Source organism: Actinomyces sp. oral taxon 897, from assembly GCF_002999235.1.
GTDB lineage: Bacteria > Actinomycetota > Actinomycetes > Actinomycetales > Actinomycetaceae > Actinomyces.
The window spans coordinates 2,361,375-2,385,097 of record NZ_CP027236.1; the positions used below are offsets into that span (position 1 = coordinate 2,361,375).

13 protein-coding genes, 2 tRNA genes and 1 pseudogene are annotated in these 23,723 nt (G+C 67.8%); 10 read left to right on the forward strand and 6 right to left on the reverse strand.

The features are described from left to right. The first annotated feature begins 179 nt into the window (after positions 1–179). The 6 genes from gyrB (at position 180) to C3V41_RS09445 (ending at position 5,815) form a co-directional block, all read left to right on the forward strand. A complete protein-coding gene (gene gyrB, locus C3V41_RS09425; protein WP_254423743.1) occupies positions 180–2,216 on the forward strand; it encodes a DNA topoisomerase (ATP-hydrolyzing) subunit B in 2,037 nt (678 codons plus the stop codon). 53 nt (positions 2,217–2,269) lie between these two features. Next, on the forward strand, positions 2,270–4,987 hold the full coding sequence (gene gyrA / locus C3V41_RS09430; protein WP_254423556.1) for a DNA gyrase subunit A: 2,718 nt from the start codon (positions 2,270–2,272) through the stop codon (positions 4,985–4,987). A 40-nt stretch (positions 4,988–5,027) separates the two neighbouring features. Then, positions 5,028–5,432, forward strand: a complete 405-nt coding sequence (locus C3V41_RS09435; protein ID WP_106110050.1) for a DUF3566 domain-containing protein — start codon at positions 5,028–5,030, stop codon at positions 5,430–5,432. 49 nt (positions 5,433–5,481) lie between these two features. Then, positions 5,482–5,555, forward strand: a tRNA-Ile gene (locus tag C3V41_RS09440). Between the two features lie 31 nt (positions 5,556–5,586). Beyond that, positions 5,587–5,730: a DLW-39 family protein gene (locus C3V41_RS13175; protein ID WP_165271629.1), complete on the forward strand. Its 144-nt coding sequence runs from the start codon at positions 5,587–5,589 to the stop codon at positions 5,728–5,730. Positions 5,731–5,742: 12 nt separating this feature from the next. After that, positions 5,743–5,815: transfer RNA gene (locus C3V41_RS09445), tRNA-Ala, on the forward strand. An 84-nt stretch (positions 5,816–5,899) separates the two neighbouring features. Here C3V41_RS09445 and C3V41_RS09450 read toward each other — a convergent pair. The 4 genes from C3V41_RS09450 to C3V41_RS09470 all read right to left on the reverse strand — a co-directional run bounded on the left by C3V41_RS09450 (position 5,900) and on the right by C3V41_RS09470 (position 15,068). Then, positions 5,900–7,165 carry a hypothetical protein gene (locus tag C3V41_RS09450; RefSeq protein WP_106110051.1) on the reverse strand — a complete coding sequence of 422 codons (1,266 nt, stop codon included), beginning with the start codon at positions 7,163–7,165 and terminating at the stop codon, positions 5,900–5,902. Between the two features lie 791 nt (positions 7,166–7,956). Then, on the reverse strand, positions 7,957–9,846 hold the full coding sequence (locus C3V41_RS09455) for a hypothetical protein (protein ID WP_129591547.1): 1,890 nt from the start codon (positions 9,844–9,846) through the stop codon (positions 7,957–7,959). Positions 9,847–12,656: 2,810 nt separating this feature from the next. Next, entirely contained in the window at positions 12,657–13,808 is a 1,152-nt protein-coding gene (locus C3V41_RS09460) for a hypothetical protein (RefSeq protein WP_129591548.1), read from the reverse strand. 891 nt (positions 13,809–14,699) lie between these two features. Next, positions 14,700–15,068 (reverse strand): hypothetical protein, encoded by a 369-nt coding sequence (locus C3V41_RS09470; protein WP_106110054.1) that lies wholly within the window; start codon positions 15,066–15,068, stop codon positions 14,700–14,702. A 1,284-nt stretch (positions 15,069–16,352) separates the two neighbouring features. Between C3V41_RS09470 and C3V41_RS09475 the strand changes: the two are divergent. The 4 genes and pseudogenes from C3V41_RS09475 to C3V41_RS09490 all read left to right on the forward strand — a co-directional run. After that, positions 16,353–16,913, forward strand: a pseudogene (locus tag C3V41_RS09475) (DUF4956 domain-containing protein); the annotation flags it as partial. A 309-nt stretch (positions 16,914–17,222) separates the two neighbouring features. Then, a complete protein-coding gene (locus tag C3V41_RS09480) occupies positions 17,223–18,218 on the forward strand; it encodes a polyphosphate polymerase domain-containing protein (RefSeq protein WP_106110056.1) in 996 nt (331 codons plus the stop codon). Between the two features lie 28 nt (positions 18,219–18,246). Then, on the forward strand, positions 18,247–20,085 hold the full coding sequence (locus tag C3V41_RS09485; protein ID WP_106110057.1) for a carbohydrate-binding domain-containing protein: 1,839 nt from the start codon (positions 18,247–18,249) through the stop codon (positions 20,083–20,085). A 268-nt stretch (positions 20,086–20,353) separates the two neighbouring features. Beyond that, positions 20,354–20,815, forward strand: a complete 462-nt coding sequence (locus tag C3V41_RS09490; protein ID WP_129591549.1) for a hypothetical protein — start codon at positions 20,354–20,356, stop codon at positions 20,813–20,815. Here the strand turns inward: C3V41_RS09490 and C3V41_RS09495 are convergent. Next, positions 20,812–22,047: a type II toxin-antitoxin system HipA family toxin gene (locus C3V41_RS09495; protein ID WP_106110059.1), complete on the reverse strand. Its 1,236-nt coding sequence runs from the start codon at positions 22,045–22,047 to the stop codon at positions 20,812–20,814. The two genes, C3V41_RS09490 and C3V41_RS09495, sit on opposite strands and share 4 nt — an antisense overlap. Further along, positions 22,044–23,693, reverse strand: coding sequence for a GmrSD restriction endonuclease domain-containing protein (locus C3V41_RS09500; protein ID WP_106110060.1), 1,650 nt, complete (start codon positions 23,691–23,693; stop codon positions 22,044–22,046). The genes C3V41_RS09495 and C3V41_RS09500 overlap by 4 nt, the downstream gene beginning before the upstream one ends. Positions 23,694–23,723 lie beyond the last annotated feature (30 nt).

A 23,723-nucleotide genomic window follows, 5' to 3' on the forward strand; every position in this document is an offset into this window, starting at 1 on the left:
CCACGCCGTCGGCGGTCAGTGCCCAGGTCAGGCCGCGATAGAATGCGGTGAAACTGCCCATGGTGCGCCCAGGACCCGCCGCAGGTACCCACCTACGTGCGCGCGGCCCGAGGGCCAGGAACGCCCCGCAGCGTCCTGACGCGCCCGACGTGAGGAGCAACGAACACGTGGCTGAGGACATTGCTGTGACCCCTGACCCCACCAACGGGGCCGCTGACTACGGTGCCAGCGACATCACCGTCCTCGAGGGGCTGGAGGCCGTCCGCAAGCGGCCCGGCATGTACATCGGCTCCACCGGGGAGCGCGGGCTGCACCACCTCGTCTACGAGGTCGTGGACAACTCCGTGGACGAGGCCCTCGCGGGCTTCTGCGACCACATCGAGGTCACCCTCCTGGCCGACGGCGGGGTGCGCGTGAGCGACAACGGCCGCGGCATCCCGGTGGACGAGCACCCCACGGAGCACAGGCCCACCGTCGAGGTGGTCATGACCATCCTCCACGCCGGCGGCAAGTTCGGCGGCGGCGGCTACGCCGTCTCCGGCGGCCTGCACGGTGTGGGCATCTCCGTGGTCAACGCCCTGTCCACCCGGGTGGACACCCTGGTGCGCCGCCAGGGCTACGCCTGGCGCATGTCGTTCGCCGACGGCGGCCGCCCCGTCACCGAGCTCGTCAGGGGCGAGGAGACCTCGTCCACCGGCACCACCCAGACCTTCTACCCCGACCCGGCTATCTTCGAGACCACGGTGTTCGACTTCGAGACCCTGCGCCGCCGGTTCCAGCAGATGGCCTTCCTCAACAAGGGCCTGCGCATCACCCTGACCGACGAGCGCCCCACCGCCGTGGACGCCGGTGACGAGATCACCGGTGACGAGGCCGGCCCCGCCGACGACCCGGTCCCCGGGCACCGGGAGGTCTCCTACCGCTACGACCACGGCCTGCGGGACTACGTGCACTTCCTCAACACCTCCAAGAAGGTGGAGCTCATCCACCCCGACATTATCGACTTCGAGGCCGAGCAGCAGCTGGACGAGAGACGCTCCATCAGCCTGGAGATCGCCATGCAGTGGACGAGCGCCTACTCCGAGTCGGTGCACACCTACGCCAACACCATTAACACCACCGAGGGCGGCAGCCACGAGGAGGGGTTCCGCACGGCCCTGACCACCCTGGTCAACAAGTACGCCCGGGAGAAGGGCCTGCTCAAGGACAAGGACGACAACCTCACCGGTGACGACATCCGTGAGGGACTGACCGCGGTCATATCCGTCAAGCTCTCCGAGCCCCAGTTCGAGGGGCAGACCAAGACCAAGCTCGGCAACACCGAGGCCCGCACATTCGTCCAGCAGACCGTCTACGCCCAGCTCGGCGACTGGCTCGACTCCCACCCGGCCGACGCCAAGGCCGTCATTGTCAAGGCCGGTCAGGCCGCCGCCGCCCGCCTGGCGGCCCGCAAGGCGCGCGAGGCCACCCGCCGCAAGGGCGTCCTGGAGTCCGCCTCCATGCCCGGCAAGCTGCGTGACTGCTCCAGCCGCGACGCCACCCGCAGCGAGATCTTTATCGTGGAGGGCGACTCCGCCGGCGGCTCCGCCGTGGGCGGTCGCGACCCGGAGTTCCAGGCCATTATGCCTATCCGCGGCAAGATCCTGAACGTGGAGAAGGCGCGCCTGGACCGCGCCCTGTCGTCCGAGACGATCCGCAACCTCATTACCGCCTTCGGTACCGGTATCGGCGAGGACTTCGACCTCTCCAGGCTGCGCTACCACAAGATCGTCATTATGGCCGACGCCGACGTCGACGGCCAGCACATTGCCACCCTCCTGCTGACCCTGCTCTTCCGCTACATGCGCCCCATTATCGAGCACGGCCACGCCTACATCGCCATGCCCCCGCTGTACCGCCTCAAGTGGACCGGCACCGACCACGAGTTCGCCTACTCCGACGCCGAGCGCGACCAGCTCCTGGAGGCGGGCCGGGCGGCCGGGCGGCGCCTGCCCAAGGACGGCGGTATCCAGCGCTACAAGGGGCTGGGGGAGATGAACGACCACGAGCTGTGGGAGACCACCATGGACCCGGCGCGCCGCATCCTCAAGAAGGTGACCCTGGACGAGGCCGCTGACGCTGACGAGACCTTCGCCGTCCTCATGGGCGACGACGTCGAGCAGCGCCGCTCCTTTATCCAGCGCAACGCCGCAGACGTCCGCTTCCTCGATATCTGACGCACCACGCCGGCACGCGCCCGACGTCGTCGGACCCGACCTGAAGGAAACCCGTGAGCGAAGAGACCGCCCCCACCACCAGCGCCCCCGCAGGCGTCCCCCACGACCGCGTCCAGCCGGTCGACCTCCAGACGGAGATGCAGCGCTCCTACCTCGACTACGCCATGAGCGTCATCGTGGGGCGTGCCCTGCCGGACGTGCGCGACGGCCTCAAGCCGGTCCACCGCCGCATCCTGTACGGGATGTTCGACGGCGGCTACCGCCCCACGGCGTCCTTCTCCAAGTGCTCACGCATTGTGGGCGACGTCATGGGCAAGTACCACCCCCACGGTGACGGCGCCATCTACGACGCCCTGGCCCGCCTGGTCCAGCCCTGGTCCCTGCGCTACCCGCTGGTGGCCGGGCAGGGCAACTTCGGCACCCCCGGCAACCTCGGCCCGGCCGCGCCCCGCTACACCGAGGCCAAGATGGCCCCCCTGGCCATGGAGATGGTGCGCGACATCGACGAGGAGACGGTGGACTTCGCGCCCAACTACGACGGGCGGGACATGGAGCCGGCCATCCTGCCGGCCCGCTTCCCCAACCTGCTGTGCAACGGCTCCGAGGGCATCGCGGTGGGTATGGCCACCCGCATCCCCCCGCACAACCTGCGGGAGGTGGCCAGCGGCGTCCAGTGGTTCCTGGAGCACCCCCAGGCGTCCCGCGAGGAGCTCCTGACGGCCCTCATCGCCCGCGTCCAGGGCCCGGACTTCCCCACCGGGGCCACCATCCTGGGGCGGCGCGGCATCGAGGACGCCTACCGCACCGGACGCGGCTCCATCACCCAGCGCGCGGTGGTGTCCATCGAGGAGATCCAGGGCCGCCAGTGCCTGGTGGTCACCGAGCTGCCCTACCAGGTCAACCCGGACAACCTGGCCGAGAAGATCGCCCAGCTGGTGCGTGACGGGCAGGTCACCGGCGTCGCCGACATCCGCGACGAGACCTCCGGGCGCGCCGGCCAGCGCCTGGTCATCGTCCTCAAGCGCGACGCCGTGGCCAAGGTGGTGCTCAACAACCTCTACAAGCGCACCCAGCTCCAGGACAACTTCCCCGCCAATATGCTGGCCCTGGTCGACGGCGTCCCGCGCACCCTGAGCCTGGACGGCTTCGTGCGCCACTGGGTGGACCACCAGATGGACGTCATTGTGCGGCGCAGCCGGTACCGCCTGCGCCGCGCCCTGGAGCGCCTGCACATCCTGGAGGGGCTGCTGGCGGCCATTGACGCCCTGGACGCCGTCATCGCCCTCATCCGCCGCTCCCCCACCACCGAGGAGGCGCGCAGCGGGCTCATGGGGCTGCTGGGCGTGGACGAGGTCCAGGCCGAGGCCATCCTCTCCCTCCAGCTGCGCCGCCTGGCCGCCCTGGAACGGCTCAAGATCCAGACCGAGGCGGCCGAGCTGCGCGAGCGCGTGGCCGACCTGCGCGAGATCATCGCCTCACCGGAGCGCCAGCGCGGCATCGTCGCGGACGAGCTGGCCGAGATCGTGGAGAAGTACGGCGACGAGCGACGCACCCGGATCGTGCCCTTCGACGGGGAGATGAGCATGGAGGACCTCATCCCCGAGGAGGAGATCGTGGTCACCATCACCCGCTCGGGCTACGCCAAGCGCACCCGCACCGACGCCTACCGCTCCCAGCACCGGGGCGGTAAGGGGGTCAAGGGCGCGGCCCTGCGTGAGGACGACGTCGTCTCCCACTTCTTCACCACCACCACGCACCACTGGATGCTGTTCTTCACCAACCTGGGCCGGGTCTACCGGGCCAAGGCCTACGAGCTGCCCGAGGGAGGGCGCGACTCCAAGGGTCAGCACGTGGCCAACCTCCTGGCCTTCCAGCCCGGCGAGGAGATCGCCCAGGTCATGGAGCTGGCGGACTACTCCCAGGCGGACTACCTGGTCCTGGCCACCCGCCGGGGCCTGGTGAAGAAGACCCGCCTGAGCGAGTACGACTCCAACCGCTCCGGGGGCGTCATCGCCATTAACCTGCGTGAGAACGGCGACGGGGTCAGCGACGAGCTGGTCTCCGCCTCCCTGCTGTCCGCCGGCCAGGACCTGCTCCTGGTCTCCCGGCACGGCCAGTCCCTGCGCTTCCACGCCGACGACGAGACCCTGCGGCCCACCGGGCGCGCCACCAGCGGCGTGACCGGCATGCGCTTCCGGGACGGCGACAGCCTCCTGGCCATGGGCGTCATCGACCCCGGCTGGCAGGAGGCCGACCTGTTCGTGGTCACCGAGGGCGGCTACGCCAAGCGCACCTCGGTGGCGGAGTACCCCACCAAGGGGCGCGGCGGGCTGGGGGTCAAGGTCGCCAACCTCGTCCAGGAGCGCGGGGACCTGGTGGGGGCGCTGGTGACCGCCCCCAGCGACGAGGTCCTGTGCATTATGGCCTCCGGCAAGGTGGTGCGCTCCGCCGTCGCGGAGGTCTCCCGCACCGGGCGCGCCACCCAGGGGGTCACCTTCGCCAAGCCCGACGACGGCGACCGCATCCTCGCGGTGGCCCGCAACGCCGAGCGCGACCTCGACGGTGAGGACGTCCCGGACGACGACGCCGAGGCCAGCGCGACGGGTGCCGCTCCGGAGGCCGGTGACGCTCCTGGTGGTGCCGCGCGTGAGGCCGCTCCCCACGGCTCCGACGGCGCCGACGGCTCCGGGGCCGCGGGCGCGCCCGGCACGGACAGTGAGATCGTCGTCCCTGCCGACACCTCGGCGTCGAGCACGGATGAGACCGCCTGACTGCGGTAGCGTTGAGTGAGAACGACAGTAAGGACCTGGCATGAGCTCCACCCCCCCGTCTGAGGCGACCGTCAGCGGCCCTCGGCGCGTCCACCTCTCCCTGACCCACATCGACCCCTGGTCCGTCATGAAGGTATCCTTCCTGCTCAGCGTGGCCATGGGCATCATGACCGTCGTGGCGGCCTCCTTCATATGGTTCCTCCTGGACTCCATGCAGGTCTTCGCCACGATCCAGGACCTTGTGAGTTCGGTCATGGACTCCAACTCCAACTCCTTCACCGCCCTGGTCCAGTACCTCCAGTTCTCCCGGACCTTCTCCATGTCGATCATCATCGCGGTGGTCAACATCATCCTGACTACCGCCCTGTCCACGATCGGGGCCTTCCTGTACAACATCACCGTCAGGCTCGTGGGAGGGATTCATCTCACACTGGCGGACGACTGATCCGGTTTGATCCGGGCGGGCCGGGTGGGTTAACCTTGCCCGGTCGCACGGGCCTATAGCTCAGTTGGTTAGAGCGCATCCCTGATAAGGATGAGGTCGCTGGTTCGAGTCCAGCTAGGCCCACCGTCCACCGCCCGCGGTACGAGGAGAGTTCATGACAGGCAGAACGCTTCTGAAGGCCGCGGTTTTCTCGTCCCTGGGGGCTGCCGCCTACGCGCTCTGGCTCCGCTACGAGGCGGCCCGTCAGGAGCGGGCGGCCTGGGCCGAGGTCACGGACCCGGTGGACGAGGAGCTCTGAGACGCTCAGCCAGGGGCTATGGCGCAATTGGTAGCGCACCTGCTTTGCAAGCAGGGGGTTACGGGTTCGAGTCCCGTTAGCTCCACTGTGCTCGGGCCCCGGCGAAAGGCTGGGGCCCGAGGCTGGCAGCGCGGTCCCTACCGCGTCTTCAAGGCGGCGGGCCGGTCCCCTACGCCGGTTGGTACGCGGTCATCTTCCCGACGTCGTCGTAGGTGACCAGCAGGTCGCCGGCGCTGTTGAGGAGGTACCCCGACTCCTTGCCTCCCAGGGGGACGGGATCCGGGGACGCGCCGGTGGTCATGTCTATAATGCGCAAGGAGAAGGTGTTGGTGCCGGCGTACATGTAGCGCGCGATAACAGGCCCTGATCCTGAGAGCACCAGGGCGTTGACGGAGGCTTCGGGGACGCACCTGCCGTCCTTGTCCTCTACGAGCTGGTTGTAGAGCCCGATGCGAACGTCCTTGCCGGCTACCGTAATGGACTGGCAGGTGGTGTCGGTGGTGGACGCGGAGAAGGTGCTCGGAGCCCAGGAGGTGTCCCCGTCCTTGAGCCAGGCCCGCGCCTGGTCGACGGTGAGGGGGACGGGCGACCAGGGGTAGGCGGCGTGCCCGGTGCTGAGCGGGAACGTCTCCTTGGGGGTGCCGTCGGGATCGTAGAGACTGATCGTGTCGTCGTTGTCGTTAGTAGCATCTCCTTCGTCGTGGACCAGCCACCCGTCCGACAGCTCCGTGGGAAAGTGCATGAGGCCGGACTGGTTAATGGGCTTGGACTCACCGGTGTCGGTATTGACGGCGTAGTAGGTGTCGTCAGTGTCGAACCCGCCGCCGATGACGTAGCTCCCCACGCGGCTCATCGGGGTGATAAAGGCCTGCTTGGCTACCTTAATGGTGGTCTCCCACTTCTTCTCGGTCAGGGAGGTCCACATCTCGCAGTGCGTGCCCGCGCAGGTGAAGATGCCACCTCCCCACCCCAAGACCGTGGACTGCGCGTCCCACGACGCCGTGGAGCGCTCGCGCGACTCAATGTCGATCACGGTGTTCCCGGTAACGATCTTGCCCTGCCAGACTATGGTGTTGGGACCCGTCTGGACCGTGTCCTCCCAGAGCTGCGCGGGTGTCCCCTGCCCCATGCGGAAGACGGTGACGGTCGTGAAGTCGTCGCCCTTCTTTACGAAGCGCACGAGCTTGTCGTCGTTAATACCTATTGTCACGTTCCTGCTGCCGCTGCTCGGGGCGTCCAGGGTCCACACCTGCTTGACGCCGTTCCCCCAGGCGCTGGACCACCTGTTGCCGTCCTGCGCGGGGGCGGTCGGGGACTGGCTGGGGGCAGGGGAGCCGGAGGCGCCGTCGGCGCTCGTGGGCCTGTCCTTGTCGTCACTCAGGAGCAGGGTGGTGACGGTGGCGGTCCCGGCCACCAGGACGAGTGCGGCCACCACCAGGGTGACAATGAGGGCCGCCCGCCTCCTGCGCGCGGGAGCAGGCCCTGAGGCGTCGGACAGCGAGGGGCCCGCCGGTGGCGCTGCGTACTGTCCGGCGGCAGGTGGGTAGGGGGTGTACTGGCCGGTTGGCTGGGCGGGGTGGGCGTAGCGCCCGTCGTCGGCACGCGGCCCGCCACTAGGCGTGAGCCCGTACGGGCCGTACGGGGAGGCCGCGCCGAGACGTCCGTACAGTGTGCCGGCAGGTGCGCCCTGCCCGGCCGCAGGGGTCTGGGGCTGGGCGGGGCGCGCGGCCTGCGGGACCCGCCCGTAGACCCCGGTGGAGGGCGACGTCGGTGGGGCTAATGACGCTGGTGGCTCGTTCTGGCCTGGTTGGGTTGTGGGGGACTGATCAGGGTGCGGGGAGGATGGCTGGGGATTCAGGGGATTGGTCATAGAGTAGAGTATGATACAGATCACGCATGAGCGCTTGTCTTCTGATTGGCGCGTCACGTAGCAAGCTGGCCTCCGCCCGACGCGCACGTGCGTGGGCCGGGTGACGCTGCGCCGCAATGTCCTCCAGCAGCTCAGTCCACCCGATGCGCACGTGGGGCCGGGGCCGCGACGAGCTGGCCACCTGGCTGAAGGGCGACCTGACGCGCACGTGGGGCCGAGGGCTGGTACGCCAGCCCCGCTGGCAACCCGGGCGCCCCCCTCTGGCACGTGCGTGGGACCGGGGGCTGCCCGGGAGCCGAAGGCGGGCGGTGGGCTCCCGGGCCGGTGGGTGGCCCGCCGATGACTTAAACGGGGCTCTACCTGGGACGGTAGGCGGTGAGCCTGCCTGAGTCGCTGTAGACGATCATGAGGTTGTCCTTGACGGTGTAGTTGTCGTCGCGACTCTTCAGGGTCATCGACTGCGAGGCCCCGGTGGTCATGTCAATGATAGTGAGGGTCGACGTGGTGTCGCCGTAGCTGTAGTAGCTGGAGACCTGGCCTCTCCCGGAGAGGTAGAAGACGTGGACCGGTGATCCTGCCTGGCAGCCCTCGACCTCCTTCTCGGAGAACGGGTTCCTCTTGCCGAGGTTAATGTCCCTGCCGGCTACCGTAATGGACTGGCAGGTGGTGTCGGTGGTGGACGCGGAGAAGGTGCTCGGAACCCAGGAGGTGTCCCCGTCCTTGAGCCAGGCCCGCGCCTGGGCGACGGTGAGACGGTTAGGTGTCCAGGGGTAGACGGTAGACGGCCTGTCGTTGTCTGCTGTGAACCGCTCCTTAACGGTGCCGTCGGGTTCGTAGATGACGACGTGACCGTCGATGCCGTAGGTGACCCACCCGTCCTCCAGGGATTGAGGAATGGGGTCGACCGTGTTGTCCTCCAGCTTTCTTATCTTTCCGTTGTCGAGGTTGACGACGTAGTAGGTGTCGTCCTCTTCGTAATTAGCGGCGATCACGTACCTGCCGACCCTCTCGCTGGTGTATATAGTCGTCCGTCCCGACTGCGGGAGCCTGCTTTCCCACTTCTTGTCGGTCAGTGAGCTCCACAGGGAGCACGACGTGTCCGTGCAGACCGCGAGACCGTTCTCCTCGTTCCCGTTGGTGGTTACTCGCGCGTCCCACGGGGCGGTGGTGCGCTCGTGCGACTCCAGGTCGATCACCGTGTTACCGATAATGAGCTTCCCCTTCCAGATGGAGCCACCGAAGGTCGAGGAACGGACCGTCTCCTCCCAGAGCTGCTCGGGCGTCCCCTGCCCCAGACGGAACATAGTGGCCGTAGTCCTCCCGTCCTTCCGGGTAAGCCGTATGAAGCGGTGGTCGTCCAGAATATACACGAATGTGTCGCTCGGTTTGTCGCCGGGGGGCTCCAGCGTCCAGGCCTGCTCGAATCCTTTCAGCCAGGCGGTGGACCACCTGATGTTGTCGGTGGTGCTGCTCTTCCCGCCCAGGAGCAGGGTGACGGCGGCGGTCCCGGCCACCAGGACGAGTACGGTCACCACCAGGGTGATAATGAGGGCCGTCCGTCGCCTGTGTGCGGGGGCCAGCGGGGTGCCGGGAGCGGCCTGGGGGTAGCCAGCGGGGGCCGAGGCGCCCAGGGTGGGTGCCGGTGTCCCGTAGGAGGCGCCAGGGCCACCCGGTGAGTACGCGGCCCCCGCAGGGGTGCCCTGCGGGCTGTACGGGTTGTAGGGGGTGTCGGGCGCGTCCGGGCCGTACCGTGCCCTGGCGGCCTCCCGTGCATCCTGCGGGTTGTACGGGCTGTACGGCACCGAGCTGGCAGCGGCCGGTTCGGCGCTGGTAACCAGCCCGGGTGCCGTGCCGGTGGGGACGGACTGGGCGTGCGGGCCTCCGGCCTGGGTTCCTGGGGCGGTGCGTCCGTACTGGGGTGTGCGTCCGTACTCGGTGGCTGGTTCCCCGGCCTGGTCGGGGTGCTCGGCCTGGGTGGCGGCCTGAGCGGCGGCCTGGGTTCCTGGGGCGGTGCGTCCGTACTCGGTGGCGCCTCCGGGCTGGGCTGGCTGGGTAGCTGGTACGTGACCGTACTGCCCGGCCGGGGTTGACGGCGTCGGCTGGTCGGACTGGGGCTGCGGGGACAGGCCGTACTGGGAGGTGGCGGAACTGGTCGGTGCGGATCCTCCCTGGTCCGCTCCTTCCTGGTCCGCCCTGGGGTGCTGGGGCTGTCGGGGGCCCGGCTGGGGCTGCTCGGGACTGCTCATGCGGCAGAGCATGGCACAGGTCACGTCTAGGTGCACGCACCGTTTGATCGCTCTTCGCACCCCGGCCCGCGTGCCCGGCTACCTCGGCCGGCATCCCGCTATGTGCCCGCGCCCTCTCCGTGAGAACGGTACTTATTGCTCGTGAGAACGGTACTTGTTTGTCGTGAGAACGGTACTTGTTCGTGGGGGTGGTGTTTGTGGTGTGGGTGGGGTCTGTCTGTGGGGAGTCGGGGTTCCTGGTTGTGTGGGTGGGAGTGGTGTGCGGGGACGTTTTGTGCACGAGGTAACGTTTTGTGCGTAGGGTAACGTTTTGTGCAGAAAGTGACGAATCTAGGTCACTTTGTGCGCAATCGGTTACCCTCTGCACAAAATGTTCCACTGCGTGCCGTACGGCGCGGGCAAGGCGGGGTCCGGTTGCGGGGGTCGGGGTGGCTGCTGGTGGTGCTGGGTCGGGGTCCTGCCGAGTGCGGCAGTGGTTGGCCAGAGCGGTGGCTGCTGGTGGTGTGCCTCGTCAGGGAGTGGGGTGGTGTTGCACATTCTTTCTGGGGTGCTGGCAGGGGTGGTGGTGTGGTTCCAACGGTTTCCCGGCCCGGGGGACGCCCGGGGACAGGATGAATGTGCAACGCGGGCGCCGTCGCACATTCATCCCGTCTCCTGGGGTCCGGGCCGTCTGGCGGATCCGCGTGATCCTGGCGTTTACTGATCGTGGTTTGTAGAAAGAATGTGCAACTCCGCCGTCCGGGCCAGCTGGTGATCTGTCCGCGGCCCCCGGCCTGGCCTGCCAGCGGGTCAGCGGCCCCCGGTCCGGCCCTGCGGAGGTCGCCGGGTCAGCGGCCCCCGGCCTGTCACTGGGCTGGCGGGGGTGCCGGGCCTGCCCGGTGGGGGACGTCGGTCACCGTACCCCGGCGCGGCACAGGTGGGCCCGGCTGCGGGGCGGGTCCGTGACCGGGTCCTGCTCCGTCCGGGCTGTACGGCGGCTGGCTGTAGGCGGGACGGAGTCGGTTGCGGGGCGGGGATCCCTCGTCTCCTGGTGCGGGTCTGGTGTAGGTGCCGGACGCTGAGGCGGTGTCGATCTGCCCTTGTCCCTCCTGGCGTGGGTCCGGGTGGTGGGGTGTCTGCCGCGCTTGTCCGGGTGCGGGCCCGGTACGCTGGGGGTTCCTCGTCTCCTGGCGTGGGTCCGGGCGGGTCCGGGTGGTCTTATGCGGTGTGCTGGATAGGTTGCCGCCTGTCTGCTGGCCTGTTTCTGTATGCGTGTCGCATTCTGAGGATCAGAACGAGGGCCACTCCCGGCCACGCCAGGGCCCGAGCCCCTGACCTGCGTGGACATTACGCGCACAAAAGTAGAAACGGGGTGGATCCGGTTCTGATCCTCAGACTGCGACAGAACCGACTACCCACCACTGCCAGGACCGCGCATAACCCACCCAACCCCAACCCAAAACAGGACCCGGACCATGGATAGAGGTGGCGCAGGGATCGTAGCCCGCCAGTCAGGGCCGGTCCCGGGACAGTGACGGAGGCGGTACGAGGCACAGGGATTATGGCGACGGCCCCGCCCAGACACCAGACCAGACGGCAAAACATCCCACCACCCACCCCAGAGGATTTCCGGTCACGCCAGTACAGGACAGGCCCCGGACCGGCAGCCCGAGGTAGGTGGATCCGGTCTCCCTTGGTCGCGCCAACACGGGTGCGGCTAGCCCACAGGAACACAAGACACCTTGCATGCAGGCACACAGGACGACCTACAGCGCGGACAGCACAAGCCTACAACCAGATCCTAATCCTATTCGCGCTATAGCGGTGCGGGGTGCTCCCTGACAGGCCATGGGGATGACAGCCCGGACGGCGGCCATGGTTTTAATGCACCTAGCGGTGCGGGGTGCTCCCTGACGTTCGCACCAGCGAGCATCCTGTTCCGAATCTTCAGGTCTTAATGCACCTAGCGGTGCGGGGTGCTCCCTGACTTCGCCGCCCCTGGTGGCGGAGGTGTATTGACAGGTCTTAATGCACCTAGCGGTGCGGGGTGCTCCCTGACCCCTGCTCCTGGGAGGCGCGTGGTTGCAACGTTTCCAGGGGCTGGATCGCCACCGGCCCCGCGGGGCCCTTCCGGCAGGTGGCTGGAGCGCCTCATTTCTACCACTTTTCGTTGGTATGACGCCACTCGCCACCGACGGCCCCAGAGGCGGATCCGGCGCCGGCTTTGGACGAGACCATGCGGAAAAGTGGCAGTCAGACAGGGTGTCCCGCACCACATCGATGGTGACCAAGACCACAAGTTCGGCTGGCCTCAACCTCGCGAGCACCCGCACCGCGCCCCCTCCCCCTCACTAGGTCCACTCCGGCGCAGGCCCACGGCGTCGAGCACAGGCACCGTACCGCCCACTCTCCCGCACAGGACACACAAGACAGAGGCAGACCATGCCATTGGGCTCCATTATAGCGCGAACGGAACGGGATCTAATCGTGGACCGATTTGTCTGGGGCAGGTCGTGTGGCAGAGGAAGACTCTCTTCTTCTGTCGTCTGCGTGCGGGCGCTGGGCGGGTCCGCGCTGTGGGCCTGGGCCTCGTGGCCGTCCGTCACCTGCGTGCGGGCGTTGGCTGGGATGCCAACTTGTCCCCGGGCCTGGGAAGAGGGGGGCTGGCGAGGCTGACGGCTGTCCCCGGCGCTGGCGATGACGGCTCCCTGAGCGGGGCCGCCGTACTACCGCGGACGGTAGGCGGTAATCTTTCCCGACTCCTCGTAGGCAATGAGCAGGTTGTCCTTTACCACGTACTGCGTCTTGCGCCCGCCCAGGGTGAGGGGCTTTTACGACTCTCCCGTGGTCATGTCGATGAGGAGGAGGAACTTCTTGTCGCCCTCGTAGTTGAGGTAGCTTGAGATCTGCCCTTTTTCTGAGAGCTGGAAGGCGTGGGTGGCAAACTCTGCGGAGCACTTCCCGTCAGCCTTCTTTGTTATCTCGTTGTCCTTGCCGAGGTTGATGTCCTTGCCGGCTACCGTGATGGACTGGCAGGTGGGGTCGGTTGTGGAAACGGAGTACGTGCCCGGGGCCCAGGAGGTGTCTCCGTTCTTGAGCCACGCCAGGGTCTGGTCGATGGTGAAGCGGTTGGGTGACCAGGGGTAGGTGGTGAAGTTCCTGGAGGTGTCCGTCGTGAACTTCTCCCTGGTCGTGCCGTCGGATTTGTAGATGCTGATGTTTCCGTTCTTGTCATAAATGACCCAGCCGTCTACCAGGGCGTGTGGGGAGTTCTGGGACTGGCTCCCTTCCATCTTCTTGACCTCGCCGGTGTCGATGTTCACGCTGAAGTTCGGATCCTTATCTGCGCGCCCGCCGGCCAGGACGTACCTCCCCACCCTGGAGCCGGTGTTGATGTAGGCCTGCTTGGACACGGGGATGGTGGCCTCCCACTTCTTCTCGGTCAGTGACGTCCACAGGGCGCACGACGTCCCTGAGCATGCCGTGACGCCGACGCCGGTCGCTGCGTAGGTGTCCGCCTCCGCACCCCACAATGCTGTGCTGCGTTCGCGGGAATTGATGTCTATGACATTGTTCCCGATGATGATCTTCCCGTTCCAGATGGTCGTGCCGGGAGCGGTGGACGTGATCTTCTCCTCCCAGAGCTGCTCGGGCTTGCCCTGACCCAGCCTGAAGACGGTGACCAGAACTGAGCCCTTCTCCTTCTGCCTCGTGGTGCGGATGAGTTTGTCGTCCGTGAGCCTCACGATCGTGCTCGTGGTGCCGGTGCCCGGAGGCTCCAGGGTCCAAGCCTGTTCGGTGCCTTTTAGCCAGGCCTGCGACCACTGCTGCCTGTTCCCCGTGGGTGTGGGTGAGGGCTGGTCGGGAGTGGGTGAGCTGGCGGAGGTGCCGGTCGTGCCGCCGCCCAGGAGCATGGCGGTGACGGCGGCAGTCCCGGCCACCAGGACGAGCGCGGCCACGAGCAGGCTTACCACCAGGGTCATCCGTCCCCTGCGCGTGGGGACGGCAGTCCCGTCGAGGGGGCTGGCGGTCCCGGAGCGGGCGGTCCTAGAGCCAGTGGTTCCCGAGCCAGTGGTCCCGGAGCTGGCCCGCCGTCTCCTGCGCGTGGGGGCGGCTGTGACCACGGGGAGGATCTGGGTGGTGGCGGCTGGCTCCCTGCCGCCCGGCAGGGCGGGGCGTACCGGGCCGCTGGCGACGACGGGGAGGATCTGGGTGGTAGCGACTGGTTCCAGGTGCCGCCCGGTGGTCGTGGTGGGTTCGTGGCTGACGGTGTCACCGCTCGGGTGGCTCCCGCTGTCAGGCGATCCCTGGGAGGGGGGTGCATCCGGAGAGGAGGCTGCGCCCGGAGAAGGGGGTGCATCCGGAGAAGGTGGCGTGCCTGGAGAGGCTGCGCCCGGAGAAGGGGGTGCGCCCGGACTGGCCAGCTCGTGCGGGGGCGGGTTCTCCTGCTCCTCAGCAGGGGCCGCGCCGGGTCCGGGAGAAGGCTGGCGAGCCGCCGGGATCCCTTGTTCCTCGGTGGGGACGGCTCGCCCGTACTGCCGGGGCAATGGCGCTGGTGGTGGCTGGTCCGGGTGAGGAGCTGGCGGTGGCTGAGCCGCTGGTAGCTGGTCCGGCTGAGGGGTCTGCACGTGCCTGCCCTGGGGTCCGGGCTCTGACTGAAGAGGATTGGTCATGCCGTTGAGTATGACATGCATCACGCATTATGTGCTCGTCATGCCGCTCACACGTGCCCGGGTGCGGCCCCGAGCCCTTGTCCTCACTGCGAGGTGGGTCGTGGCAGGGGTGGCCCGCCACGGCCTCGGCCACTGTGAAGACCTTTTCAAGGCTCGGCGTCGTCCCGAGGTAGACGAGCCGGTACAGGCCCGTGCCGATCATCATGTCCGCGCTCGTGACGGCGTCGGGTCCCGCCAGACCCCGGTGCCGATTCTCAGCCACCTTCTCAGGCCCATCGGGCGCTTGTCGGTCCCCTGCCAGACCCCGGTGCCGGCCCGGGAGACGGCGTCGATTTCCCCGTTCCGCAGGGGCGCCACGACCTTCTCGCGGTAGACGCGCTCGGACTGGGGGCGGGCGAGGAGCTCCAGGGCCGGGTAGGGGACGGCGGAGCCCAGGGCCGGGTTAGCCAGGAGGGTGTGCATACGCACGACGAGCGCGCTCAGGTCGACCAGGGGGTCCGGGCTGGGCGGCAGGTCCTGCGGCCTCAGGATCGCGGACGGGGTCCCGACTTGGGCGGACGATCCAGGCACTTACCCACCAGGGCCGCGGACGGGCTGTGGATGTGGCGGCGGGTTTTGGGGCGGCCACCAGGGCCCTGTGGCCGTGGCGGACGGGTCCTCCTGGGCTGTCCGCAACCAGCTGGAGACCGGGACAGTTCCTTAAACGTGGACAGAAGGTCACGATGAGGTGGCTAGACGCCGGTGACATTGCTTGGAGCCGGTGCCTGGGTCTAGCTGTAGGCGGCCTTGGTGTGACCGAGGTCATGTCGTGTCGGGTTCGAGGGGTGCGGGTCCGGCTTGAGAGGCGGCTGTCCACAGCATGAGGACGACGGCGGAGGCGGGGCTGTGGATTGTGTGGATTCAGTGTCAGGGAGAGGGATCCACAGCAGCCTGGCCCTTTTCTCCCCACCTGGGGACAGACCTGTGGAAAATTACACGGATGTGTTTCCACAGCCCTGTCCACAGGTGTGGGGGATGTGCGAGGGCGTGGGATGCCAAGGGGACGGGTCAGCGCGCCCCACTGAGCGGTCAGGGCCTTCCCGTGCTCCTGACACCTGTCCTATGAGGCCTGTGGGTACCCCCTGAAACCGTGGGGCCACAGGGGGTGGACAACTGCGGAGGGGAGGGTGTGGAGTCCCGGGGCAGCCGCCCCGGTGGGGGAAAGACCGTTCTCCCGCCGTTTCTCCCCACCTGGGGACAAGCCTGTGGATAACTTTTCCCCAGCCTGTCCCCAGCTTTTGTCCACAGCTGTGGACAGAGGGGAGAGGGTGGCCCCTCGGTCTGCGAGGGAGCAGCGACGTGAAGGAGGTGTCGGGGCCTCGGCGCACAAGCAGAAAGTGACTGAAATCACTCTCAAGAACGGCGACAAGGGTTGACTATACAAAATGCTGAGTAAATGGTAATGACAGTGTAGAGCTAGCTTTAACTATCAAAAACTATTGAAGCACCACTACTTATATGTGAGAATGGTGACGGCTTAGCTAGAGGATGGTGGGCATGGGTGAAGGCCGTCAATCTCATAGCCATGGGGACCACGGGTGAGGAGGTGAGGGGCCCCACGTCGAGGCATCCCCGCTCGCGCGGCTCGTAGCCACAAGGGCATGGGCGGGGGCCTGGAGGGAGGGCCAGCAGCGGCCTGACCTGCTCGTAGCCACGGGGACGCGGGCGCCGACTGCGCCAGGCCGGACCGGGGCCGCTGATCTCATACCCTGGGGACACGGGCCTCACAGGCTCCCCATAGACCTCCTGCGTTGACTTACGGCCAACCCCGACGACGCGACGGCGTCGCCCGCAGACCCGGAGCAGGAGGAGCTCATGACCGTGACGTCACTCACCTACATCCTTGCCGACCTGACCGCCCTGGCCGTCCTGGTCGGCGCCCTCTACGCCCGACGCCATGGACGCAAGGACCTCATAGCCGCCTACCTGGGCATTAACGTGGGCGTCCTGGCCGTCACCCTCCTCATGTCCACCGCCTCCATTGCGGCGGGCCTGGGGCTGGGCCTGTTCGGCGTGCTGTCAATCATCCGCCTGCGCTCTGCCGAGATATCCCAGGGCGAGATCGCCTACTTCTTCGCCGCCCTCGCCCTGGGCCTCATGGGCGGCATCCAGACCGCCCCCCTGAGCCTCATCGCCCCGCTCATGGCCCTGGTGGTGGCCGCGCTGTGGGTCGGGGACCACCCCCGGCTGGCCCGGCGCAACCGTCGCCAGGTCATTGTGCTCGACCGCGCCGTCACCGACGAGACCGCGCTGACCGCCCACCTGGAGTCCCTCCTGGGCGGCCGGGTGCGCTCCGTCGAGGTCCAGCGCCTCGACCTGGTCAACGACACCACCCTCGTGGACGTCAGCTACCTGGTGCCGCGTACGTCTGCCGCCCGCACCGCCGGGGGACAGCGGCTCGGCGGGAGCGGAACAGACCCCGCCGCCCGCGCCGCCGTCCTCACTGGTGCCACCCGCTGACCCAGGTTTTGCTCTGCTGGCCCAGGGTCTGCCCCACTGGCTCCTACCAACCCAGGGTCGCTCCACCAGCCCAGGGTCGCCCCGCTAGCCCCGGGCTAGCCCCCTGGCCCAGGGCCGCCCCACCAGCTCCCGCCAGCCCACGGTCACCCCGCAGGCCAGGGTTTGCTCCACCACCCCACGGTCACCCCGCAGGCCCCCACCAGCCTCATAGGACACAGGACGCACATGACCACCATAAGTACTGACGGCCTGGCCGCCGTCACCCTGGCCGAGCTCAACGCCGCCGCCAGCCTCCTGACCCGGGTGGACCGCAAGTACCTTCTGCCCGTCCACGCGGCCCAGGACCTGGTCCACGCCCTGGGGGGCGCCCAGGTCCTCCAGATCGGCCGACGTCGTTCCTTCGCCTACGCCTCGACCTACTTCGACACCCCCGACCTGGACTCCTACTACCTCGCAGCCCGCGGGCGACGGCGTCGGTTCAAGGTACGCACCCGCTCCTACCTGGACTCCGACCTCACCTTCCTGGAGGTCAAGACCCGGGGCGGGCGACACACCACCCTGAAGTCGCGTACCGAGTACGACCGTACGGACCTCCTCACCGAGCCGGGGCGGCGCTTTGTCGCCGAGTGCCTGGCCACCTCGGGCGCCTGCCCGCAGGCCCGGGCCGACGAGGTCGCCGACACCCTCATGCCCGCGCTGTCTACCACCTACGAGCGCACCACCCTCCACCTGCCCGCCGACGGCGCCCGCGTCACCATTGACACCACCCTGACCTGGTCGCACCCCAGCGCCGCCACCGGTGAGGCGGGGGAGACCTACCAGGCGTGCGGCTACGCCGTCGTCGAGACGAAGAACCCCGCCGTACCCTCTCCCGTCGACCGGCTCCTGTGGGCGGCGGGGTACCGGCCGACCCGGGTCTCCAAGTACGCCACCGGTATGGCCCTGCTCCACCCCGGCCTGCCCGCCAACAAGTGGCACCGGGTCATGCACCGGGAGCTGGCAGGAGGAGAGCACCGGGAGCTGGCCCAGGCCGGGGCCCGCCCGCCTACGTCCGTCCCCGCGGTAGGGCTGCGGGAGCTGGTCGGGGCCCGCCGTCGGGCCGAGGTACCGGGTCGCCCACCGGGGGCACTGACGCGCCCCAGGTTCTCACGTGGGCACAGCACCTGCATGAGAGCTGCGCCGGACGCTCCTACAGACTCGTTCCACCAGTGTCCAGCCTAATGTGCACGCAACAAATACTAAACAATCCATGAAGGGACAAGACATGATCTCACCCACCCCCACGCGCCGCCTGACCAGGGCCGTGACCGCGAGCCTGGCGGCCGCCGCCCTCCTGGCAGGCTGCTCCGCGACAGCCAGCAGCACCTCTACCGGCGCGGGCGCCGCGTCCAAGGACGCCTGGACCACTATCTCGACCTCGGTGCGCACGGCCTCCACCGGGGCCAGCGTGACTGACGTCCTGGCCGCCAACGACGCCGTCGCCGCCGTCACCACACCGGCTGACGAGGCCGGCACCTACGACTCGGGGGCCACGACCATTGCGCTCTCGGGGGACTCTGCCACGGTCTCCGGCTCCGGCGCCACCGTGGACGGCAGTACCGTCACCATTACCTCCTCGGGCACCTACGTGGTCTCCGGCAGCCTGTCCGACGGCCAGATCGTGGTCAACGCGGACGACGCCGACGTCCGCCTCGTCCTGGACGGGGCCACTATTACCAACGCCGACGGCCCCGCCGTCAACGTGGTGGACGCCGGATCCGTGGTCGTGGTCCTGGCCGCGGGGTCCGCCAACTCCCTGTCCGACGGCGCCAGCTACGCCGACACCTCCGATAACGCCCCTACCGCCACCCTGTACTCCAGCGACGACCTCACCATTACCGGTACCGGCTCCCTGAGCGTGACCGGCCTGGCCAGGGACGGCATCTCCTCCAAGAACGGCGTGGTCATCTCCGGCAGCCCCACCGTCACCGTCAACGCCTTTGACGACGGCATCCGCGGCAAGGACTACGTGGCCGTCACCGGCGGCACCCTGAGCGTGACCGCGGGCGGGGACGGCATTAAGTCCTCCGAGGACTCCGACCAGACCCAGGGCTTCGTGGCCCTGGGCGCGGCGGCGGTCACCGTGACCGCGGGCGACGACGGCGTCTCGGCCACCACCGACGTGACCGTCAGCGGCACCACCCTGAGCGTGACCGCAGGCGGCGGCCAGGGGGCCGCGACACCCGCCTCCGGCGGTCCCGGCCAGGAGGCCCAGCCTCCCTCCGGTGCCCGGGCCCAGCAGTCCGCCGCCGACCAGGGCACCGAGAAGCCCAAGGGGGTGAATGCCGGGGTGAGCTACACCCAGGACTCCGGCACCGTGGTGCTCGACGCCGCTGACGAGGGCCTTCAGTCCGCCTTTATCAATATCAGCGGCGGCGAGCTGACCGTCACCTCGGGTGACGACGGCGTGAACGCCACCAACGGCGACCACGTGATCGAGGGCTACGAGGACGCCGACTCCGAGTCCGACGACGGCGCGGTCCTGACGATCACCGGTGGCACCACCCAGATCTCCTACGCGGGGTCGGACGGGATCGACTCCAACGGCTCGGCCTTTGTCACCGGCGGCACCGTCCTCATCTCCGGGACGGCCGGGTCCGTGGACGGCTCCGTGGACGTCAACGGCGAGTCCACGACCATCGGGGTCACCGACGCCCCGGGTGTGGCCGTCGGGGACACCGTCACCGTGACCGGGGGCTCCGGCTCCCAGACACTGACCAGCACGATCTCCGCCTCCACCACCACCGTCCTGGGACTGGTCGAGGGTGAGAGCTACACCGTGTCCACGAGCTCGGGCGGCTCTCGCACGCTGACCGCTTCGGCGCTGGCTGCCGGTGGCCCTGGTGGGCCCGGTGGTGGCCCTGGTGGGCCCGGTGGATCCGGCGGACCCGGTGGATCCGGTGGATCCGGCGGGCCCGGCCAGGGAGGAGCGGGCCAGGGCGCGCCTGGCGGGTCCGGTCAGGGGCCGGGCCAGCCTCCGGCGCCCGGGCAGAACGGGGCCGGCGGCACCGGCGGCGGTCAGTCCGGCGAGGGGACTCAGACCCGGTAGGAGGCAGTAGCAGACGGTGGGGTACCTCGGTGTGGGGTACCCCACCGTTTCCTGTCGACATCATTCCGTGACTCAGGCACAATCGAGGCCATGGTCACATCTGGAGACGCAGACGACGCGCAGCCTGCTGGTGACGCACAGCCCGCCAGTGGCGTGCAGCCTGCTGGCGGCGCCCGGCCCGGCACCACCTCTGATGGGGGCTATAGCTGACAGTGTCATGATCTCCCCGTACTCGGACACAGATCTTTGCCACAATTATACGACGTGCTTGACGACGACCGTCACCCTCGCTGATCCTGCCAGTGGCGAGACCCGTAGCAGCCTTGACCACGTCTACAGGATCTACCCCAACGGCTGGGTGGAACGGGTCACCGGGGACTGGGCTGCCGACCTGAGACCATACAGCCAGCAGTGGTACGCCTCCTCCCGTGAGCTGGTAGACATGGCCTCAGGGGTGCGTGCTGATATCACGGGTTTCTCGCTCCAGGAGAAGGTAACACCCTCAGGTACTGCCTGGATACTCTGTGACGACACCTGGGTCGAGACCGAGGACCGAGGCGTCAAGAAACTTGACAGAAAACTGACGCGCACGTCCTGGCTGCCCGCATCGTCAGGCTATTTAGCGGGACAGCAGGTCAGCCTCCACAATGAGCCCCTGGATACTCTCTCCGTTGATTTTGACGACTATGTTCTCCGCGAGATCCTGCCGATGGGAGGTACTGCCGATTAGTCCTGCTCCAGTCTTCTCCGGGTGTCGTCCCGGTGACCCCCAACCCATTGCCTCACGTCGGGCGGCACCGGCGCGGTCAGGTCGGTGCCCCATACGTCGTAGAACCGTTCCACGGTCTCGTCAACCACGTGGAGGACGTCCTCGGGATCCACCTGTAGAGCCTGCTGGAGACGGGTAAAGTGACCGCGACCGACCTCGGCCAGAGTCCTGGCCCCGAAGAATGGCAGCCCGAGCTCGGCATGACCCGGGTAGACGGCAGTGCACACGAGGTCGTACGCGGGTGAGAGACGGGCGGTGCGCCGGTCGGGGTAGATGAGGGACCAGTTCTTCAGGTGGGCGTCCCCATTGCCGACCAGGAGGTTGAACACGGTACGCCGCACCATCTCGCGTAGGGAGTCAACGTCTTGCTCACGGTACGCGATGACAGCCACCTCCTCCACGGAGGAGTGGTACTTTCCGTCCCCAGCACCAAAGCGTCCCAGCACCTGGGCAAAGTCCTCACTGTGAATACGTCCCCGGTCAGAGCGGTCAAATCGGCGAACGGCGTAGGCCTGGGTCTCCTCCGAGGGCCAGGCACCGGGGCCGAGATCGTCAATAGAGGCGCGGTCCCACAGAGCCACCTCAGGCACGTCAATGCCGACCTGCCCGGCAAGCCTCATAACAGCGAGCTCATTGACCTGCAGCCCGGGAAAAGCGCGGTCCGGCGTCTTGAGGATCCAGTCACCGTCCTCCCCGTGGGCAGGGACGACGAGCCGGTCTCCGTGACGGCTCATAGAGAACTTCAGCGTCATGCCGGCCAGTGACGCGCGCCGGGGTCCGGTGTCAACAGGACGCGGGTCTCGGGGGCGTGCGCGGGGAGGGGTTCCTGAGGCCGTGTCCCCGGGGCCGTCAGCACCACCCTCCTTCCCTGCCCGGGTGACGGTGACAGCACCGGGCAGGTCGTCACCAATCCGGGCGAGCAGGTCGATCTCAGCAAAGGTGCTCACGCCCTGCTCGCGGGCGATAAGCTCTCTCAGGCGTCCCTCAGGCAGCAGGTTGGAGAACCAGGCGGGAACACGGTTGACGGCATGCGGTCGTTCGCGCCTGTGGTTCTCAAACCACAGGCCGAGGACGCTCCGTCTGGGACGCTGCCAGTAGCCGCGGTCCAGGACGAACTTCGTGAATTCATCCCTTCTCTGTATGGATCCGACGTGCTCCCCATGAAGGGCGACGTCGTAGGTCTCCTCTCTCACGGTGCGCTCTTCTCTCCGGGGCTGGAGCTAACGGCGCGGAGAAGGTCCTCCAGCGGCGGGCTGTCCTCGAACTGGTAGGCGGTACGCACGGTGACGAAGTCGCGCAGGTAGGCGTCCAGGAGCTGCGCCCGGAGCGCAATGGCCCGTTCGTGCTCATTATTCTGCAGGCAGGCGACAATCTCCTCCGTAAGGAGCAGGGACCCTAGGTCCCTGACGCCGTTTGCCAGGTACTCCGTCACCGTCCTGCGGTCCAGTCCGGAGACTATACGGTTGGCGGCCGCGCGGGCACCCTCACCCAGTGCCGTGACGGGTACGAGATCAGAGAGGGCCGCACTCGGCGTGCTCTCACCTTCAAGAATGTCTGCCAGCGCCTCCACGGTCATGGGCTCACCAGTCTGCAAGTCAACAGGCTCTCGGTTCCACATGGCTATGAGCACCACCTTGCCATCCGAGCGGGTCGCCCGGAACGTGCTGAGGTCCGGTGGCGTCGGGTCGCCACTCAGCCTGGCGGAGGCGAGCAGACGCTGCACGGAGGAGGACTCCTCTCCCGCGACGACGCACTTGGCCATATCCCGTAGGTCGGTCTGCGAACCGCTGATCCCGAGCTCATCGGCCGCCACGCTCGTCCGCCAGAACCAGCGGGCCAGCAGGTCGAGATTACGGTCGTAAGGACTGGGGAAGAGCGCGAAGAACCGGGTGAGGACAAGGAGCTGAAAACGGAAGGGGAGAAATGTCCAGTGCGGTACGCCGACCTCCTCCTGAAGGAACCGCACCGCCTCCAGGAGCGCACGCTCCGTCGCCAGGTAGGCCTCCTCCCTGCTCTCGGACGGGAAGTCACTCACCCGGCGTCGAGAATCCGAGAACTCGCCGTGGATATCCCGGGTAATATCCGTGTGCCGACGCACCAGGAGCGCCTGGACGACGACGACGTCGGGCAGCAGGCCGAAGCTCGTCTGAGAGGCGATAGAGGCTCGGATACCCTCGATTGTCAGTCCCTTACCGGGACCGCCGTGGAGCGCGTCAAAGACCTCGGCGGCATTGAGTCTCCTGCCGCGGTTGTTAATGCGATCAAATATCTCACGCAGCACGGACTCGTCGGCGTCCTCCATGGTGGTGGCGGGGATCTCCGCGTTACTCAGCCGGGCGACGGCCTCCTGAAGTCGTGCCGCCTCCTTTCCCGCCTCCGGGTTCTCGTTCAGCCAGGCGAGTGCCTTCCCGAGGTCGAAGAGGCTCGGCAGCGGGACCACCAGGTCATCTGGGTCCCGCAGCGGGACCACCGTGCCCTCCGTGAGCGAGTACCCCAGCGCAAAACGCCGGTCCTTCACGCCCTTTGGATCCACGGCGTTCACCAGGCTCGTAATACGTTGCTGGCCGTCCACCACCCACAGGGCGTCAGGAACCTCCGGGGCCTCGACGTCGAGCACCCCGATCCGTAGGTGCCCGGCCGGTGCGGGCCGTTTCCACAGCAGGAGGCTGCCCACCGGGAAGCCCCGCAGGAGGGAGTCAAAGAGCGCGCGGACGTCCTTGGCCTCCCAGCGGAAGGAGCGCTGGAACTCCGGTAGCCGGATGCGCCCGGAGACCACCAGGGCGTGCAGCTCACGGATGGTGTAGTGCTCCGCCTTCGAGATCGTCTGCGCCTTGTCCATAGGCCGATTATGCCAGGCAGACTACGTTCT